The sequence below is a fragment of the Metallosphaera yellowstonensis MK1 genome (assembly GCF_000243315.1).
Lineage (GTDB): Archaea > Thermoproteota > Thermoprotei_A > Sulfolobales > Sulfolobaceae > Metallosphaera > Metallosphaera yellowstonensis.
Window position 1 is genome coordinate 167,770 of record NZ_JH597761.1, and the last position, 17,630, is coordinate 185,399.

General features: G+C 48.2%; 13 protein-coding genes, 3 pseudogenes and 1 CRISPR repeat array (1 of these 17 running past the window's edge). Of the genes and pseudogenes, 8 read left to right on the top strand and 8 right to left on the bottom strand.

The window, feature by feature from the left end; genetic code table 11:
* Positions 1-187: 187 nt before the first annotated feature.
* Positions 188-488, top strand: a pseudogene (locus tag METMK1DRAFT_RS01620) (helix-turn-helix domain-containing protein); the annotation flags it as partial.
* A 205-nt stretch (positions 489-693) separates the two neighbouring features.
* Here METMK1DRAFT_RS01620 and METMK1DRAFT_RS01625 read toward each other — a convergent pair.
* The 3 genes from METMK1DRAFT_RS01625 to METMK1DRAFT_RS01635 form a co-directional block, all read right to left on the bottom strand.
* The gene (locus tag METMK1DRAFT_RS01625; RefSeq protein WP_009070112.1) at positions 694-882 is read right to left on the bottom strand and encodes a hypothetical protein; all 189 of its coding nucleotides are present in this window, start codon (positions 880-882) and stop codon (positions 694-696) included.
* A gap of 190 nt (positions 883-1,072) precedes the next feature.
* Positions 1,073-1,699: a DUF1028 domain-containing protein gene (locus METMK1DRAFT_RS01630; protein ID WP_048087327.1), complete on the bottom strand. Its 627-nt coding sequence runs from the start codon at positions 1,697-1,699 to the stop codon at positions 1,073-1,075.
* Positions 1,696-2,442 carry an SDR family oxidoreductase gene (locus METMK1DRAFT_RS01635; RefSeq protein WP_009070116.1) on the bottom strand — a complete coding sequence of 249 codons (747 nt, stop codon included), beginning with the start codon at positions 2,440-2,442 and terminating at the stop codon, positions 1,696-1,698. Before METMK1DRAFT_RS01635 ends, METMK1DRAFT_RS01630 begins: the two co-directional genes overlap by 4 nt.
* 373 nt (positions 2,443-2,815) lie before the next feature.
* Here METMK1DRAFT_RS01635 and METMK1DRAFT_RS17075 point away from each other — a divergent pair.
* Positions 2,816-2,941, top strand: a pseudogene (locus tag METMK1DRAFT_RS17075) (IS256 family transposase); the annotation flags it as partial.
* Positions 2,942-2,956: 15 nt separating this feature from the next.
* Here METMK1DRAFT_RS17075 and METMK1DRAFT_RS01640 read toward each other — a convergent pair.
* Positions 2,957-4,012 carry an ISH3 family transposase gene (locus METMK1DRAFT_RS01640; protein WP_009070121.1) on the bottom strand — a complete coding sequence of 352 codons (1,056 nt, stop codon included), beginning with the start codon at positions 4,010-4,012 and terminating at the stop codon, positions 2,957-2,959.
* Positions 4,013-4,474: 462 nt separating this feature from the next.
* On the opposite strand from METMK1DRAFT_RS01640, the gene METMK1DRAFT_RS01645 reads away from it, so the two are divergent.
* On the top strand, positions 4,475-5,719 hold the full coding sequence (locus METMK1DRAFT_RS01645; RefSeq protein ID WP_155812247.1) for an ATP-binding protein: 1,245 nt from the start codon (positions 4,475-4,477) through the stop codon (positions 5,717-5,719).
* Positions 5,720-5,985: 266 nt separating this feature from the next.
* On the opposite strand, the gene METMK1DRAFT_RS19835 is transcribed toward METMK1DRAFT_RS01645, so the two are convergent.
* The 3 genes from METMK1DRAFT_RS19835 to METMK1DRAFT_RS19845 form a co-directional block, all read right to left on the bottom strand.
* Positions 5,986-6,492 carry a transposase gene (locus METMK1DRAFT_RS19835; protein ID WP_425357371.1) on the bottom strand — a complete coding sequence of 169 codons (507 nt, stop codon included), beginning with the start codon at positions 6,490-6,492 and terminating at the stop codon, positions 5,986-5,988.
* Positions 6,489-6,608 carry a hypothetical protein gene (locus tag METMK1DRAFT_RS19840; RefSeq protein WP_155812332.1) on the bottom strand — a complete coding sequence of 40 codons (120 nt, stop codon included), beginning with the start codon at positions 6,606-6,608 and terminating at the stop codon, positions 6,489-6,491. The genes METMK1DRAFT_RS19835 and METMK1DRAFT_RS19840 overlap by 4 nt, the downstream gene beginning before the upstream one ends.
* 83 nt (positions 6,609-6,691) lie before the next feature.
* Positions 6,692-6,823, bottom strand: a complete 132-nt coding sequence (locus METMK1DRAFT_RS19845) for a transposase (protein ID WP_009070128.1) — start codon at positions 6,821-6,823, stop codon at positions 6,692-6,694.
* A gap of 336 nt (positions 6,824-7,159) precedes the next feature.
* On the opposite strand from METMK1DRAFT_RS19845, the gene METMK1DRAFT_RS01660 reads away from it, so the two are divergent.
* Positions 7,160-8,545, top strand: a complete 1,386-nt coding sequence (locus METMK1DRAFT_RS01660) for an AAA family ATPase (protein WP_172634098.1) — start codon at positions 7,160-7,162, stop codon at positions 8,543-8,545.
* Here METMK1DRAFT_RS01660 and METMK1DRAFT_RS01665 read toward each other — a convergent pair.
* Positions 8,534-9,589, bottom strand: a complete 1,056-nt coding sequence (locus tag METMK1DRAFT_RS01665) for an ISH3 family transposase (RefSeq protein ID WP_009070132.1) — start codon at positions 9,587-9,589, stop codon at positions 8,534-8,536. The genes METMK1DRAFT_RS01660 and METMK1DRAFT_RS01665 overlap by 12 nt on opposite strands.
* Positions 9,590-9,721: 132 nt before the next feature.
* Here METMK1DRAFT_RS01665 and METMK1DRAFT_RS01670 point away from each other — a divergent pair, with 132 nt between their 5' ends.
* From METMK1DRAFT_RS01670 to METMK1DRAFT_RS19850, 4 genes and pseudogenes are all read left to right on the top strand, one after another.
* A complete protein-coding gene (locus METMK1DRAFT_RS01670; protein ID WP_009070135.1) occupies positions 9,722-10,258 on the top strand; it encodes a hypothetical protein in 537 nt (178 codons plus the stop codon).
* A gap of 142 nt (positions 10,259-10,400) precedes the next feature.
* Complete coding sequence (locus tag METMK1DRAFT_RS01675) at positions 10,401-11,630, top strand: hypothetical protein (RefSeq protein WP_009070137.1); 1,230 nt, start codon at positions 10,401-10,403, stop codon at positions 11,628-11,630.
* A gap of 324 nt (positions 11,631-11,954) precedes the next feature.
* On the top strand, positions 11,955-12,596 hold the full coding sequence (gene csa3 / locus METMK1DRAFT_RS01680) for a CRISPR-associated CARF protein Csa3 (protein ID WP_009070138.1): 642 nt from the start codon (positions 11,955-11,957) through the stop codon (positions 12,594-12,596).
* 110 nt (positions 12,597-12,706) lie between these two features.
* Positions 12,707-12,937: pseudogene (locus METMK1DRAFT_RS19850) on the top strand (IS701 family transposase); the annotation flags it as partial.
* A gap of 45 nt (positions 12,938-12,982) precedes the next feature.
* A CRISPR array of direct repeats spans positions 12,983-17,630; the repeat unit is 24 nt; unit sequence CTTTCAATTCTATCCAAGATCAAC (it continues 3,351 nt past the right edge of the window).

The window sequence follows — 17,630 nt, forward strand, 5'->3', positions numbered from 1 at the left end:
TGAAAGTTATAACAGACCGCGACCTTACGCAACTTCTCCCAGCACCTGTGGGATTTTCCCTTAGCGCCCCGTAATCAAGGTAAAATCTGATAACTGTTGTTCTCCTTACCTCGACCGCCTCCAAATACCGTACAGCAGTTTCAGAAGGCCTTAAAGTTTATATTATTTCATCATAAACACTCATATGATGCTGAGGCCTAAGGAAGTCCGCCAACGCTTAGGAATATCCTATGTAACACTTAGAGAATATGTTAAGAAGGGATACATTAAACCTGTAGTACAGACCGGGAAGTGGAGGTTCAGGGAGGACGTAGAGAGGTTAATGGGTATTGTTAAGAGGAGGAAAGTTATACTTTATGCTAGGGTGTCGATCAGGCGAAAGGACGATCTAGTGAACCAAGTAAAACACCTCGAGGAGAACGTTGAGGAATACGAAAGTAATAACAGACGTAGGATCTGGGTTGAACGTGAAGAGGAAGGGGGCACTCATCAGATTTCCCTTGAAAACAGGGCGATATTTAAGGGACAGCAATTATGGGATTTCTCGTTAGGTGTAGCCTTGAGGTCAAGGCAGAATCTAATAACTGCTGTAAGGGAAAGTCCCACAACTGCTGGGAAGGGATTCCTCAAGTTGCTGATTGAGAGTGAGGACCAGTAAGCCGAGGGTGAGCACAACGCAGAGCAGAGGAGTGTTTACCCGTGGCGTAACTTTTCCTTTTTAATTACTTCTAATTCCACCACGGGCACCCCTCTTAAGGGATCATACAGGGTCACCCTTAACTCATTGGGGCTGGTCGAGGGAAACTTCAATACCCTCCCATCCACACTTTTATCACTCCCCAAACCTCGTGAGCAGTGCCCGTCATCAGTTGGGGGGATCAATAAAAACTACTTCGGTGATACTATATAAACACAACTCGTCAAAACGATATTTAGATGATTAAAAATAACCAGTAGTTACGTAGAAGCGTTACAGTCTCCCACGACACTCAATGGAGCCCCAGGCTAATCACTGCCAGTGATGTACCCTACGGTCTTTTCCCTCCCGAGCGACATCACATCTTCGTTCAGCTCAAATCCTGGTCAGGAAGTAGGACTCCCACATCTTCATGAGCCTCTTGAGCTCCTCCACGGGTTCAGGTGAGTCGTCGACCCTGATATCCACGTACTTGTCCCCGCCCCCAGGTCCGGCACCTTCCTTGACTATCAGTATGGCAGCGCTCTGCTTCCCCCTCCTATCTCCTCCCATCCTCTCGCCGGCCTCGAGGGCCCTCAACACCCTGAGGTGGAGTGGCCCCCTCCCCTCTAGCTCCTTGGCCATGGCCTCAAGTACCTCTGGACTGGCCAGTATGTTCCCCTGAACCGAGAAGTTATTCCCAAGGATATGGTTAGCGTACTCCTTGCACTTCCCACCGGTGAAGGCGTAGGGGTTCCCGAACCTGTCCACGACCCCGATCTGCCTCTGTTCCCTGAGGGGGTCGGAGGCTATCAACGCCTCCACCACCTCCTTGGCGGTCCTCTCCTTGAGCATCTCCAACCCCAGGGGTCCGAACTTGGCGTTGGCCATGGCCTGTGTCGCTATCGCCCCCACCTTGGGTTTAGCGTGAGGGACCACAGCGCCCACCGCCAGGAACTTGCTCGCCACCCCCACTCCCCAGGCCTCCAGGTCGGGGTCGTACACGACGAGGGAGTAGGTCAGGGCCTCTCACCTCTCGTGAGCCTTCCCACGAGGGTAGTCCCACCGTCCAGGGTCAGGACCTCCCCCGTGATTGAGTCGTTTCTAATCAGGAACTTGACCGCGTCTGCGACCTCCTCAGGGTCCACTACCCTCCCGGTGAGAGTATTCCTCCTCTCCCACCCCTCCCCCAAGATGTCCAGGAGGCTCTCCCCCATCTTCGTGCTCACGACCCCTGGGGCGACCGCGTTGACCCTTATGGGGGCTAACTCCACCGCCAGGGTCTTAGTCAAGGATATGAGTGCGGCCTTCATGGCCCCGTAGACCGAGAGCCCGGGGCTCGGCATCAGTCCCGTGATTGAGGAGAGGTTCACTACGACTCCCTCCCTCATCTTGGCCAATGCCTCTTGGGTACAGTAGAGGGCCGAGAGGAAATTGACGTTTACCTGCCTCACTATCGCCTCGTCCTTAAGATCCCTGAAAGGAGAGTAGAGCCCCAGACCTGCGTTGTTCACCAAGACGTGCAAAATCCCTGGTACAGCGTCCACGACTTTCCTACAGCCGTCCCTGGTGGACACGTCGGCCATGACCAACGTACCATCTCCTCCAGCGTCCCTGACTAACCTCAAGGTCTCCTTGGCTTCGTCCTCCCTCTTCCTCCCGTTAACCACGACGAACGCTCCGTCCCTGGCCAGGGACAGTGCGATCGCCCTGCCTATCCCCCTCCCGGATCCCGTGACGATGCAGTTCTTTCCTCTGAGCTCCATGTGGAGATATGTGATCAGTGAGTTTAAAGAGTAACCCAGCCGTGGAGTGGAGTAGCCCCTAGGACGTGCTCTGTTGGGATGTCAACCTCTGGTGTCGGCTATTAGATTTCCCTTGATAATAGGACACAGTTGAGGGAAGGTCACATACAGCAGTCGTGGAATTTTAACGTAACAGCAGTTATCAGATTTTACCTTGATTACAAGGCGATATTTATGGGAAAGTCCCATAACTGCTGTGACAAAATGAACGGCAAGCCTCGCCCCTTGGGCGATTCAGGGCTCCATTGCGATTTCTATTTGTTTCTATAGAATGAAAGTGACTTAATTGATCCTACATCAGTACACGAAAAGGGGACGAGCGCTAGGTCATATCATGAGACACTCATTCAATCACGTGGTGACCTCGCTCGTCCCCGAGTTACTTGGGAAGGACGTGCTATTAAATGAAATAGCTGAGATCGAGAGGAGGGCCCTGGAGGAGAGGAGGACCTCCCCCAGGTCGGTAGACCCAAAATCACCTCCTTGAAAATAAATCTATATTATTAATAAGCGGTTCTATTGATTTAAATAGAAAATCTTTTAGATAGAATAAATCATCAGAAAACAAGAGTATTAGGAGTATCCTGAACTGCTCCCTCCTCACCTCCCCCTTGAACACGGTGTACAGGGAGTAGAGGACCGCGGCCAGCACGAAGATCAACGTGCGGAAGACGAACTTGGTGGAACTGGTGAAGGGGAGAAAGGCCTTGATGTTCCGGTAAGAGGTCTCTATGGGACCCCTCACCTTGTTGTACAACTTCAACACCTCCCCCTTCGGTAGGTCGAGGTTCGTAGCCCTAGCGAAGTAAACGAGAGTCCTCTTCTTTCTCCTGACCTTCTCCTTGCTGTACACGAGGAGCCTGAACTTGACCTGCTCGTCCCTCCTGTGCCTCTTGCTGTTCGTCTCGTACTCGCCGTCGAACTCCTGGTAGACCTTCACGTCCCCAACAGGGACGGCAATTATGTACTTGAACTGCGAAACGAAGTTGAGCACGTCAACCGTGTAGAAGCCCGCGTCGAGAGTTATCAACCTTACCTTGAACCCCATGGCGACGACTTGCTCCACGAGGGCCTTCACGACCTCATCCTTGGTCATCCCGTTCACTTGAGTGATGAAAGCTAGTAGGAGCACTTTCCCATCTTTAGTCGTCGCAGTTGCGTAGTTCCAAGAGCTCCCCTCCTCCGAACTCCCGAGCCCCTCCACCGGTCTCCCGTACCAGGTCTTGGTCGTCCAGTCTATTGAGACGTCTATCTCCTTGACTCCCTTCAGTACCTCCAAGGATATTTTCCTCACTTGTTCCAAGAGTTTCTCAATAACTTCCACCCCTTGCTCCTCCACGTAATTCCTCACGGTCTGTGGGGACACGCCGTACGCCCTCGACTTGTTCTCTACTGAATCGTTCCATAAACACGCTGAGATGAGGGTTCTCGCCACCTCTTCCCCTCTCTTTCCCTTGAAGTTCAGCATGGAAAGTAATTTATATCCTATTTGTTGAACGTTGTTTTGGTGAGGGAGTACCGGTGTTACCATCTCACTTAATCACTTGGTAATACCACATCTCCCTCACCTTAAACCTTTCTACAACTGAATTCTTAATACCCTTATAAATCCTGTTATTCGCTATGAGTCGATATTATACTGCCAGAATTATTTTTCATAATATGATTTTGGGTCTACCGTTTAGGGCGGGGAGGAGGTCAGAGTTATAGTGATGAAAATCTTTAACAGCGGTTATTAGATTTCGCCTAGATTACGTGGGTACCTAAGGGAGAATCCCACTACTGCTGTTGTCAAAGATTTATTCTTTCACTTTTAATACGACTTATTTCACATTTAATTAATTTCTAAAAGATTTCTCTCTAGCTTTAATTAAACGTTTATTATTATTTTTGTTTAATTTTATTCATTATCTTAATATGTGGTCTCTAACAGACCAGTTAATACGTAAAGGTGGTCAGAAAGAGACTTAAACTCTTAAACACAAAGACGGTTGTGGAAGACGGGATTAAAAGCTTCATAGCCGAGTGGTTAGCTGCGGGTTTGCCTGAGCTCATTGAAAGAGAAATTGCTTTACCCATAGATAAGGATTATATAATAACCGTCACGGGAGGAAGGAGGAGCGGAAAAACTTACCTGCTTTATCAAACAGTAAGAAAAATAATTGAAAAAGGGCTTGCATCACTTAACGAAATACTCTACGTGGACTTTGAGGATTATAGGCTAAAGGTAGTAAGCGTTAACGATTTAGATAAACTGGTTAAAGCCTTCGTGGAGCTCACCGGGAAACAGCCTAAGTACATCTTCTTTGACGAGATTCAAAACGTCAAAGATTACGGGAGCTGGTTTAGGAGGAGGATTAACGCCGGAGTGTTTTTAACCGGGTCTTCATCAGAGTTGACTCCCCTTAAAATAGCTGAGGAACTAAGAGGGAGGAGTATAAACTTTGAGGTATATCCCTTATCTTTTAGGGAGTTCTTAAGGTTTGAGGGTTTCACTTACACACCTTTAATGGATTATACTCCACAAAGGGGTAAAATCCTCTCTCTGCTCAGGGAGTATTTATATTACGGCGGTTACCCGGCTGTAGTGTTGGAGGATAGAAATAAGATAGCCCTACTGAAGTCCTATTTCGAATCCGTAATAATTAGGGACTTATCGATAGTAAAACCGTCAGTCGCTGAGCTCTTCGCTAGTTTCATAATTTCCAATTACTCGAGTCCCTTGAGTGTGAATAAGGTTTATAACTACTTGAGAGGGTTAGGAGTTAAGGTAGGGAAGGAAACGGTCCTTGAGCTCTTCTCAAAGGCTAGGGAGGCATACTTCGCCTTCCTTGTTGAGGAGTTTGAGAAAAGCGAGAGTAAGAGGAGGGCTAATCCTAAAAAGGTGTATATTATTGACACGGGCTATCCCACTGCTTTAGGTTACGAGTTTTCAATATCAAGGGCTATGGAAAACGCCGTATATATGGAATTAATGAGGAGGGGGATTAAAGAGGTATTTTATTGGAGGGGGAAGAGGGAGGTGGATTTCGTTGTTTCGAAAAACTTCGAGCCTGAGAGTTTGATACAAGTAACTTATGCAACTGATAGAGTTGAGGAGAGGGAGATAGAGGGGCTCATGGAGGCTAAACCCGTACTCAAGGTAGATGACGCCTTAATCATCACTTGGGACTATGAGGGAGAGGTTAGAGGGTTTAAGGCTTTACCCCTGTGGAAATGGTTGCTGGGTTTTAGTTAGCCTTACCTCTTTGGGCACAACAAGTGATGCGTCATTTGTCCATTGCAGTATATACCCTTCAGTATTCTAAGTTTTGATGGATACTTAAAAATGAATATTTTTGTCTGTATCTTATAATCTTCTTTTTATTTAACTAAGAAAGGATTTAATTTTATCTAGCTCAGCAGTTATGAGACTTTAACGTAACTTAAAGATTTTCATCAGCCCCAGCGGTCCGCCTAAATGACGTTCAACGGACCTGAGGAACGCCTCCACGCTCCTCAGGTTCAGCTCCCCCACCAGCTCCCTGACGACGTTGTTGATGGTGAAGATCCTGAGGTAACCCTGAAGCCCCCCAGAACGAGGAGTCCTCCAGTCCAAGGGCCTTGACGTCCCTTGGGGGGTCCTCGATCTCCCACACAACAGGCCTCCTCGACTTCCTCACTGAGCGAGAGGTCGGTCGTGTAGAGGTACCTGGCCTGTGTCCCAGAGTCACGTTTACGTTCCTGGACTAACAACTTCACCGTAATGGCTCGGCCTCCCAGGGTCAGGTCGGCGTAGTAGACTCCGGGGGGTCTCCCACTCGGAGGTGTCCCTCCACCTCCTCGAGGGTCCCCTGGACCGACTCGACCCTGAGCTCGGTTGGACTTGAGCTCAGACACCAAGTTGTCCCTCACGAGCTTCTCGGACAGTACTGGAGTCGAAGACGACCCTGGCCACTGGAAGGACTCCTTGAGCACGTCCAACATCTCCCTGGCCAACTCGATCTCGGTCTTGAACTCGTTGACCCTCACAAATCCCACATCTTCCTCACGGCGTAGGGGAAACCGTGAACGTCCTGCCCGAGGTCCACTACGGCTACCGTGAGGAGCTTGGCCCTCTCGAACCTCCCGTGGGTGTGGCAGTAGATCCAGTAGTTCTCAGGGGCTCACGTCCCTCCCCCTGGAGCGTCGTGGTCCACGGTGTCGTCCACGATGACGGCCACCTGACCCTTCACCAGTCTGACAGGACCTCCAGCTCCCACGCGTCGTCGAGTTCTCCCAACGCCTCCAGCAGGTTTGCGTAGTCCAACCCGAACGTCTCGGCCGCGTTCCTCACGCTGGCCCTCCCACCTACCAAGACCATGAGGACTAGTGCCAGTTGACCTTCCTGCTCCTCCCGTTCCTCCTGACCACGCCCAGAACCTGGTTGACCGCCTTGACCAGCCTCTCCCTAGCCAACTCGATTTGTCCCTTTCCGCATCTTTTCAGCAGGACGACGTTGAAAAATAAAAACTTCTCGCTAATACCGACTTCTTCATATTACCTCCCTAAGATTCCCATAACTGCTGTGAAGTAAAATATAAGCGAGATGACCAATGAAATTGGATCCACAACGAAGAAAGTTTTGGTCAGCCAGAGGATCGGTGAGCAGATAACTTCACGAGTAAACCAATTAAGCCACAGGGTTAACAGAGATACCGTGGAACCAAACCAACTGTGCGGCGATCAGGGTCCCTCAGCGGTTCAGGACGTCGAGGAGGTCTTCGGTGAGACCTTAAAGTACCCGTCGACCTGTCGCGAGAAGGTGAAGTCTCTCAAGATTCTCGACCTAACTTTCACCCATATGAGTCGGGCCAACAGGGACCTCAATGACGTGAGTGAGGAGATCATAGGCCTATTTAAGAGGAACTACGTGTTGATGATCCCGACCAGAGTTTACTTCGATCTCAAAGGACTGTTAAACGAGATGACGTCGCTGTTGGGATCAGATGATCCTTACCTCATGACTAAGTACCTCGCTTACGGTTTCTTCCTGGCCTGGAAGTACCCCGTGGTTGGTAGCTACAGCTTGACGTTTCAAAACTTTGAGGTTGCCCTGAATCCACTCCTCAAGATTTACAGGGAAATTCCTCTCCTCTTCTCTCACTCTACGGAGGGAATTCTTCCCTTCACGGAGGTCTTAAATCGCCTGACGGAAGATGACAGGAAAAAGGTCAGCGGGATCGTGCCAGTCAGGGAGGGGAAAGTTAAGACCAACGTTTACTGGCACTTCAACCTCCTACTCTACCCGCTCGCGTTGGCAGACTTCGTTAACCTTCTCCCCTACGACAGACAGGTGAGGGAAGGTGGAAAGATCTCATTCCAGGTCACTGCCCTCTACAAGGCTTTGGTGATGTGGAGCTTTCACGGGAAGTCGGATCACATGGTCCTCCAGGAGCTCGATCATGTCCTCCAGAACGCCAGGAACTTCCTTCAAGGAGGAGGAGTCGAGGAGAACCTACTGTCCTTCGATCTACTCTCGAACTTTCGGATCGCCGTGGAGAAGTTGAACGACACCTTGTCTAGAGAACCAGGGTCTGGGTCTCTGGACTTATCCAGGCTTAGGAGGTTCCCCTCCTCCCTGACCCCCACCCTGAATGAGACCAAGGTGAATTGCAGAGGGGACGGAAACCCGGATCTTTCCGACCTTTACATACCCGTCGACCCAAGACTGTTGGCTGCAGCCATGAGGATCGGGAACGTCCTACTGGTCGGTCCCCCAGGAGTCGGAAAGACGACCCTCGCCATGAGGTTCGCCAAGGCGATGACCGGTAGCGAGGAGTGTTACGACGTCTACACTTCGAACTCCCTTTGGTTCAGAAGGGACGTCGTGGGAGGGGAGAGCCTAGAGGGGAACAGAACTGTGTGGAGGTCTGGGTTACTGGTCAGGGCCTACGTCAAGGCCTCGAGGTTGACCGACGGTTACTTTTACGTAATCATAGATGAGATCAACAGGGCAGACGTGGACAAGGCCTTCGGGGAAATGATAACCGTGTTCTCCACCAACTCCCCGGAGGAATCGGTAGACCCAAAATCACCTCCTTGAAAATAAATCTATATTAATAAGCGGTTCTATTGATTTAAGTAGAAAATCTCTTAGATAGAATAAATCATCAGAAAACAAGAGTATTAGGAGTACCCTGAACTGCTCCCTCCTCACCTCCCCCTTGAACACGGTGTACAGGGAGTAGAGGACCGCGGCCAGCACGAAGATCAACGTGCGGAAGACGAACTTGGTGGAACTGGTGAAGGGGAGAAAGGCCTTGATGTTCCGGTAAGAGGTCTCTATGGGACCCCTCACCTTGTTGTACAACTTCAACACCTCCCCCTTCGGTAGGTCGAGGTTCGTAGCCCTAGCGAAGTAAACGAGAGTCCTCTTCTTTCTCTTAACCTTCTCCTCGCTGTACACGAGGAGCCTGAACTCGACCTGCTCGTCCCTCCTGTGCCTCTTACTGTTCGTCTCGTACTCGCCGTCGAACTCCTGGTAGACCTTCACGTTCCCAACAGGAACTCCGATTATGTACTTGAACTGCGAAACGAAGTTGAGCACGTCAACCGTGTAGAAACCAGCGTCGAGAGTCATCAACCTTACCTTGAACCCCATGGCGACGACTTGCTCCACGAGGGCCTTCACGACCTCATCCTTGGTCATCCCCTTGACTTGAGTGACGAAGGCCAGTAGGAGCACTTTCCCGTCAAACTTTGTCGTCGCAGTTGCGTAGTTCCAAGAGTTTCCCTCCTCCGAACTCCCGAGCCCTCCCACCGGTCTCCCGTACCACGTCTTGGTCGTCCAGTCTATTGAGAGGTCTATCTCCCTTACTCCCTTCAGTACCTTCAAGGATATTTTCCTCACTTGTTCCAACAGCTTTTCCACCACTTCCACCCCTTGCTCCTCCACGTAATTCCTCACGGTCTGTGGTGACACGCCATACGCCCTCGACTTGCTTTCCACCGAATCGTTCCATAAACACGCTGAGATGAGGGTTCTCGCCACCTCTTCCCCTCTCTTTCCCTTGAAGTTCAGCATGGAAAGTAATTTATATCCTATTTGTTGTACGTTGTTTTGGTGAGGGAGTACCGGTGTTACCATCTCGCTTACTCACGTGGTAATACCACATCTCCCTCACCTTAAACCTTTCTTCAACTGAATTCTTAATACTCTTATAAATTTCTTTATCTTTTATAAATTAAATATTATCCTACCAGAAATATTTTTCATAATATGATTTTGGGTCTACCGGAATGGGAGGTCCCAATTACGTTGGTAGACGAGGTGAGTAGATACGGTGATAACGCGGACGACACGGCGAGGGAATTCCTCAAGGTTTACCGGGAGAAGGGGAACGAGCCCCTGAGGAGGATAAGGCTCGTGGGTACCATGAACTTGGTCGACGCCAGGAACCTGTTCTATGTCGGGGACGCCCTGGCCAGGAGGTTCGTGATCTTCAATCTGGACTACCCGAAGGGGACGGAGGACTTGGATAAGATTCTTAAGTCTGGTGACTACTCCCTACCCAACGAGGAAGGGATACGTAGGTTGGTGGCCTGTCTGAGGGCTCATAAGGTCAAACTTTCGCCCGCTACCGTGAGAACGGCGTTGGGCCTCTACAGGGAACTGGCACTTAAAGATCAGGGCTCTCTGAGGGGATTGGAGGAGTTCAAACTAAGCCTCGAACTGGCACTGGGGTCTCTGGACCCAGGCAGGTTAAAGAAGTTCAGGCAGAGTCTCCAGGAGTGCTCCCGATCCGGGGGTGCTTGACGCTGTTCTCAGCTCGTAGCCTGCAATTCAGCTTTCCCACTGGCCTAGGGGAGGTAGTTCGTGGCCCTTCAACTCTCTTGACAGTCGTGATCGGAAACACGAGAGAGTTAACTGAGATCAGAGGAGAGGAGGCCTCCCCGAGATGAACAGGGATCGCATACTCCTGAGGAAGGTCGGACGTTACTACCTGCGGTACTGGGGGGTGGTAAACCTGGAGGACCTGCTCCGACTCTTCAGGTCTGGAGGGAGTTCAAACGTAGACAACTCGACCCTCTCCTACGTCAGGGAATACCTCCTTTTCTTAGCAACTGAGGAAGCAGTTAGGTCCGCAAGGAGAGCTAAGAGGGAGAGATCGACCTTCAAGGAGTTCGCGGTGGAGTACTCCCAGAGGAATTACGGTCCTGTGGACGTGGCGAGGACGCTCATCACTCTCCCCTACGGGCTAAAAGCCTACTTTAACTACAGGGAGGGATACGACGCTCCGGAGTACTCCCTTCTGGGCTACCTGCTCCGGAGGATTTACAGTCTGGTCAAGGCTAAGAGTAACCTAGTCAACCCCAGGAGTTCCCTGAGGGCCGCGAGGGAGGACTCACTGAGCAATCCCAACCTCGACTTCACCAGGGACTTCAGGAAGACCTTTAACTCCCTTTCCAAGTTGAAGGACGAATTTCCGAAGGGTAAGTTCAGGAGACCCGTTTACACGGACCCGGGGTGGCTTAGGACCGCGTTCCGTGCTTTCTCCGTGACCAGGAAGGTGGAGAAGGTCGAAGTGAGCACTGATTTGGGGGACAGGAATCTCCTCAGGTTCGTGCTCTGGAAGCTCTACGAACTATACGTCTTTTACCTCATCGTCGCTTACCTGCAGGCGAGAGGTTACAAGGTGTTGAAGTCTGAAGGAGGAGGGGGACGAGGAAGGAGTTACGTTGCAGTTAAGGACGGGGAAGAGATCCTCATGTCATTTAACGTCCCGTTGGGGAACTCCAGGCTAAAGAGGGTGGACAGCCTCGAGGGCCTCAATGAGTACAGGGGTAGGCCAGACCTGGCCCTGAGAGGTAGGAAGACTTTCCTATTTGAGTCCAAGTACTCCTGGAGGCACAGCTACATCACAGCAGGAAGGTTCAAGGTGATGGCCTACGCCCTAGAGTACAGGCCTGACCTGTCTATACTGGTCTATCCGGGGCTTAAGGGAGGGAGGACATATGACGAGGAGGAAGAGGTCACTGCTAATTTACACAGGGAGGTGGAGAGGAACGGGTACCTGTGCTTTGACTACGAGGGGCAGGAGATATACATGGTGATTCTAGATCCAGGAAGGGACGATTCGGTCAACTTGGGGATTATACAGGACGTCCTGGGACCACGGCTGAGTTAGGTGAGTAGTCCCGATGAGAAGCTCTCGGGAATAGTAACTGGTTCGAGTGTTTACCCGTGGCGTAACTTATCCCAGCAGTTATGGGATTTCTCGTTGCATAGCCTTGAAGTCAAGGCAAAATCTACTAACTGCTGTCCCTTTAATTTGACCTTAGATATTTGATGAAGAGAACTCGACTGGCTCACCCTTCAGGGACATTGGAGGTCCCGTAAGGCGGTAATATTACCTAAACGACGGGGATCACCATCGTGAGTGGTAATGCACTAGAAATACTTCACGAGCGAATGTGAACAATTTAAAAGCCTCACCTCCTAACATAAAATTATGAGGAGCTACGTCTTCACCCTGGGCTTTCACGAGGACTTCGTGGTGAGGAGGCTACACGGCACACATGTCTCTCCTGAGGATCACCTGCTGGCGATCACCGTGAGGCCGGTATCCAAGGGAACCATGAAGGCCTTCCAGGCGTTACAGGCATACTGCACCAAGTTATCATTGAGGGAGCCGGAACTCCTCGAGCTGGAGGGATCCAATCTGTTCTCCTTCGTGGAGCAGATATTGTCGAAGGTGAGGAGTCTGCAGGAACCCCTGATCGTAGACATCAGCGGAGGGATGAGGGCCTTGGGTGTTTCCACGCTAATTGCGGTGCTGGCCAGCGGAAAGGATGCTGACATATATGTGACCCTGGAGAACGAGGAGGGAGAGCTCTATTTCTCCACAAGGGAATTCAGGGCCCTAGCCTCAGGCGTCACCAAGGAGAGGTACATCTTGCTCAGTGAGGTCTCCAGGAACCCCGGGATAACCGTGGACGAGCTGGCACAGAGGTTGGGCAAGACAAAGAAGACGGTGCTCAACTACGTCACTGAGATGAAGGGTGACGGGCTCTTGACCCAGAGAGGTAAGAGCGCAGGGATATTCCTGACAAAGCTGGGGGAGATAGTGGTTAAGGCGAGGGACAACAAATAGGCCTAAACGAGTCCAGTGTTACGTTTTTAAGTCTGTCAGAGCAGCAAGTATGGGAATCTTAGGGAGGACCGGAAAGTCGGTATTGTGAGAAGTTTTTCGACGTCGTCCGGCTGAAAAGGTGCGGAAAGGGACAGATCGAGTTCGCTAGGGAGAGGCCGGTCAGGGAGGTCAACAGGTTGGGCGTGGTGAGGGGGAAGGGGAGGAGCAGGAAGGTTAACCGGCACTAGTCCTCATGGTCCTGACGGAGGGCCAGCGTGAGGAATGCTGCTGAGACGTTCGGGTTGGACTACTCAAACCTGCTGGGGGCGTTGGGAGAACTGGACTACGCGTGGAGGGACTGGAGGTCCCCTGTCGGGGCTGGTATTTCGTCGATATACTCGAAGTCGCTTTCAATTCTATTTAAGATCAACGAGATAGAACTCTCCAAAGACTTGGCGAACGAACAGTTTCTTTCAATTCTATTCAAGATCAACAATATGACCTCTTAATAGGTCCCTTTATCATGTTAAGATCTTTCAATTCTATCCAAGATCACCCCAAATAGGGAAAATCACCCCCCCATCTAGAGAATGCGTTTCTTTCAATTCTATCCAAGATCAACTCTAGATTTTGTGGTCGTGCTAGCCGGCGTGTTAGCCTTTCAATTCTATCCAAGATCAACCGGGGATTGGATAGATGAGATAACCCTCTATCACCCTCATCTTTCAATTCTATCCAAGATCAACTCGATACTAAAATTAGCCTCAGTTCGGCAATAATTGACTTTCAATTCTATCCAAGATCAACTCAAGGTCTCGATGAGGGGAGTGACAAAGGTCGCCCCAATACTTTCAATTCTATCCAAGATCAACGTGCCGATAATCTCCGGAAACGGTGTTAGGGGGAGGTTACTTTCAATTCTATCCAAGATCAACAGATTAAGAACGTGGATCGTGTTCGGCCCCATGGACTCCCTTTCAATTCTATCCAAGATCAACGAGGAACTAGAAAAAACTGGATTCGATCTCACCGATTTCTTTCAATTCTATCCAAGATCAACAGTTCGTTCTACCACGACAGCGTGAATGACCTCAATTTACTTTCAATTCTATCCAAGATCAACACAGGGAGAGAACTGGATGAGGTTGAGAAGAAAGTAATAGCTTTCAATTCTATCCAAGATCAACGTGGTGGTGCAGGGGGTACATATGGTGGCAATAATGGCTTTCAATTCTATCAAAGATCAACGAGATAAAACCAATAATAATCAAACTAGGAAAAATCTGTTCTTTCAATTCTATCCAAGATCAACCAGGTTTATATTGTGTTTTAGGGCGTGGGATAGAGAAAGCTTTCAATTCTATCCAAGATCAACATAAGCGTTAAATAAGTGAAGCCTAAGCGTTGATGCGTACCTTTCAATTCTATCCAAGATCAACAAATGTGCCTTGAAGATACGATATACCCGCAGGACTAGTCATTCAATTCTATCCAAGATCAACAAAGATAAAGTCAGGAGTTTAATTTAGCGTTTACGCTCGTCTTTCAATTCTATCCAAGATCAACTCAAGGCCGGGAGAACCTCATAGAGTTACTCTGTATCACTTTCAATTCTATCCAAGATCAACAGGAGCCCCTTTGGTGTAGGATGGGAAGATCCATTGACAACTTTCAATTCTATCCAAGATCAACGGTCCGTGGATTTGTACCGTTAAATACTAGAATTTTCATCTTTCAATTCTATCCAAGATCAACGTAATCTTAAGTCGACTCGCAAAGGAACACTATATCACAAGACTTTCAATTCTATCCAAGATCAACTTGAGATACTAGAGGAGAAAGGCGTGGTAAGGAAAGACTTTCAATTCTATACAAGATCAACATACGCAAGGACTATTACACGATATCGGCATAGCACGTGACTTTCAATTCTATCCAAGATCAACTCTACTAATTTTGTCCAACTAGTATTAGTAATAATAAGCTCTTTCAATTCTATCCAAGATCAACCAAGTAATATACAGGTGCAAAGAAGACGGCGTAGTGCTATCTTTCAATTCTATCCAAGATCAACATAATCAGTCCACCACCGTCTCCAATCGTATCTCCACCATCTTTCAATTCTATCCAAGATCAACATGTATAATTCCTTAATGTTCGAAGCAAGCAACGAATAACTTTCAATTCTATCCAAGATCAACGTCAATCAAGAGTGGACGATAATCGATGTATACAACAGCTTTCAATTCTATCCAAGATCAACCGAACCCGTTAGGGGCAACGGTAAACGGTGGAAGTGCAGGTACCCTTTCAATTCTATCCAAGATCAACCACAGCTGGCGCTGCTGGAGGCCAAGAAACAAGAGGAAACTTTCAATTCTATCCAAGATCAACTTTTGCATACGTGCAGGCGGAAGATGAAGAGGAGGCAAAAACTTTCAATTCTATCCAAGATCAACGCTGAGGATATGTTCTAGAACTCCAGCCTCCTCTAGCTCTTTCAATTCTATCCAAGATCAACTCCACAACTTCTTCCTGACGCTACTTTACCAGTATATGGCTTTCAATTCTATCCAAGATCAACAGGACACCTATCACTTGGTCTTTTTGAAGGGCATAGACTACCTTTCAATTCTATCCAAGATCAACGGAATATATGTCGTGTCCGCCACTGCGCTACTATCAGTCTTTCAATTCTATCCAAGATCAACTAGTCGGCTCCTTCGTCCCCGGGCTGGGGACATTACTCTTTCAATTCTATCCAAGATCAACTTGAATATCCCGTCACCCCCTTTGAAGCCTAACATGGGTCTTTCAATTCTATCCAAGATCAACGGCACTTCGTAATACCGAGACAAACCCTAATAATTCCTTTCAATTCTATCCAAGATCAACTCCTTCAAGAAGTCTCAACTATCTTCAGACCAAGGTGCTTTCAATTCTATCCAAGATCAACAAATTGTTGACGTTGATAGCGATCAAGTCGGCCTTTTACCACTTTCAATTCTATCCAAGATCAACTGAACATTACTCAACACAGACCAGGCTGATTAACGTATTCCTTTCAATTCTATCCAAGATCAACAGGAGTAATGCGTGAACTCGCCCGTCCTCACGGTAATACACTTTCAATTCTATCCAAGATCAACAAAGTACGCAAATCCCATACCAGACCGTAATACAGAACTTTCAATTCTATCCAAGATCAACCGGAGACCAGATAAGTGCGTTCATGAGAGACCCTAAAACCGCTTTCAATTCTATCCAAGATCAACATAGTCAGCGGGACAACTTCTTATGTCTATGCATTAAACGCCTTTCAATTCTATCCAAGATCAACATGAAGGAGTTACGGTGACGTTCACAGACGGTATGCTCTTTCAATTCTATCCAAGATCAACTCGGTTAGACGAGGACGGCAATGTTCAGATAATAAAAGAGTCTTTCAATTCTATCCAAGATCAACCCCTCCCAATATGCTCCTCCCCAGTATCAATTTAAACGTCTTTCAATTCTATTCAAGATCAACGCTCCTGGAGCCTAGGGAGTTTCAGGGTACAACTAAGGACTTTCAATTCTATCCAAGATCAACAGGAACTATTGCGTTGACCAGGGCTTTAGGGGTGTAGGACTTTCAATTCTATCCAAGATCAACAAGATGAGGGGTGAAACGATTTATAAAGCACTCGAAGCGTCCTTTCAATTCTATCCAAGATCAACATCGCCAGGTACGATAATCGAAGGGCATGTATCGAATCCACTTTCAATTCTATCCAAGATCAACTTCGGGTCGTTCGAGTACATAGACATATACTTGCAATACTCTTTCAATTCTATCCAAGATCAACGCGAACGATATTAGTAGTCCGATGAAGTCGGCGACGCCTGCTTTCAATTCTATCCAAGATCAACGTAGAATCGATCGCCTCCCTTGAACCCACTGATCGATTCAACTTTCAATTCTATCCAAGATCAACTCAGGATGAGGAGGTGTTAATAGAATGAGGATCATAACTTTCAATTCTATCCAAGATCAACACAAAAGGGTATGGATTGGGGACTTATCGCATTACTTATCTTTCAATTCTATCCAAGATCAACACAGGCCAGAAGAATAAGATAGACCAGCGAAGCGGAATTGCTTTCAATTCTATCCAAGATCAACTATCAAGAACATATAGAAATATTTCAATTGCTCTTCTCTTTCAATTCTATCCAAGATCAACGTTTTCATTCTGAACAGTGATTAGCTCCCTAAGACTCACTTTCAATTCTATCCAAGATCAACGTGCAGGTGGTGCCGGCGGTACGGGCAATAGTAGTGGCTCTAAGCTTTCAATTCTATCCAAGATCAACAGAAATCGTGTCACGATTCACCTCGCAGAAACTTTTCGCCTTTCAATTCTATCCAAGATCAACATCACGTAAGGCATGACGACTGCACTCGGAAGCCCGTTCTTTCAATTCTATCCAAGATCAACCCATCAGTGGCTCTCATCGATTACACTCAATATGAGAAGTCTTTCAATTCTATCCAAGATCAACAGAGTAAGTTTGAGAATTAAAGGAAGCGGGCCCTGGCCCGGCTTTCAATTCTATCCAAGATCAACGAAGGAATCCCCTCCTTTGAACCCAGACAAAGCCTCAAGCTTTCAATTCTATCCAAGATCAACATTATAGGAGGCGTAGAGTTAGCTGTGAGTCTTTTCTTAACTTTCAATTCTATCCAAGATCAACAGAGATAGAGTCACCTAACGAACTCAGCACACACTCGGAGCCTTTCAATTCTATCCAAGATCAACCTTCAGACCAGGGTGAGGTCAACCGTATCGAGAAGTTGATGACTTTCAATTCTATCCAAGATCAACAAATTGTAAACAACGGTAATGCCCCCGTCTTCCTCCAACTTTCAATTCTATCCAAGATCAACTCGGAATTCTCTGGCGAAAAGCATCGGTAGCGATGTCACCTTTCAATTCTATCCAAGATCAACCCAGTTACTTGCAACTTCGTGTAATTCTTCAAAAGCTACTTTCAATTCTATCCAAGATCAAC

Coding starts and splice junctions, on each gene's coding strand:
- METMK1DRAFT_RS01675 (WP_009070137.1), top strand. CDS start 10,401: ATGAACAGGGATCGCATACTCCTGAGGAAGGTCGGACGTTACTACCTG.
- METMK1DRAFT_RS19845 (WP_009070128.1), bottom strand. CDS start 6,823: ATGGTCTTGGTAGGTGGGAGGGCCAGCGTGAGGAACGCGGCCGAGACG.
- METMK1DRAFT_RS01640 (WP_009070121.1), bottom strand. CDS start 4,012: ATGGTAACACCGGTACTCCCTCACCAAAACAACGTTCAACAAATAGGA.
- METMK1DRAFT_RS01635 (WP_009070116.1), bottom strand. CDS start 2,442: ATGGAGCTCAGAGGAAAGAACTGCATCGTCACGGGATCCGGGAGGGGG.
- METMK1DRAFT_RS01670 (WP_009070135.1), top strand. CDS start 9,722: ATGATTTTGGGTCTACCGGAATGGGAGGTCCCAATTACGTTGGTAGAC.
- METMK1DRAFT_RS01665 (WP_009070132.1), bottom strand. CDS start 9,589: ATGGTAACACCGGTACTCCCTCACCAAAACAACGTACAACAAATAGGA.
- csa3 (WP_009070138.1), top strand. CDS start 11,955: ATGAGGAGCTACGTCTTCACCCTGGGCTTTCACGAGGACTTCGTGGTG.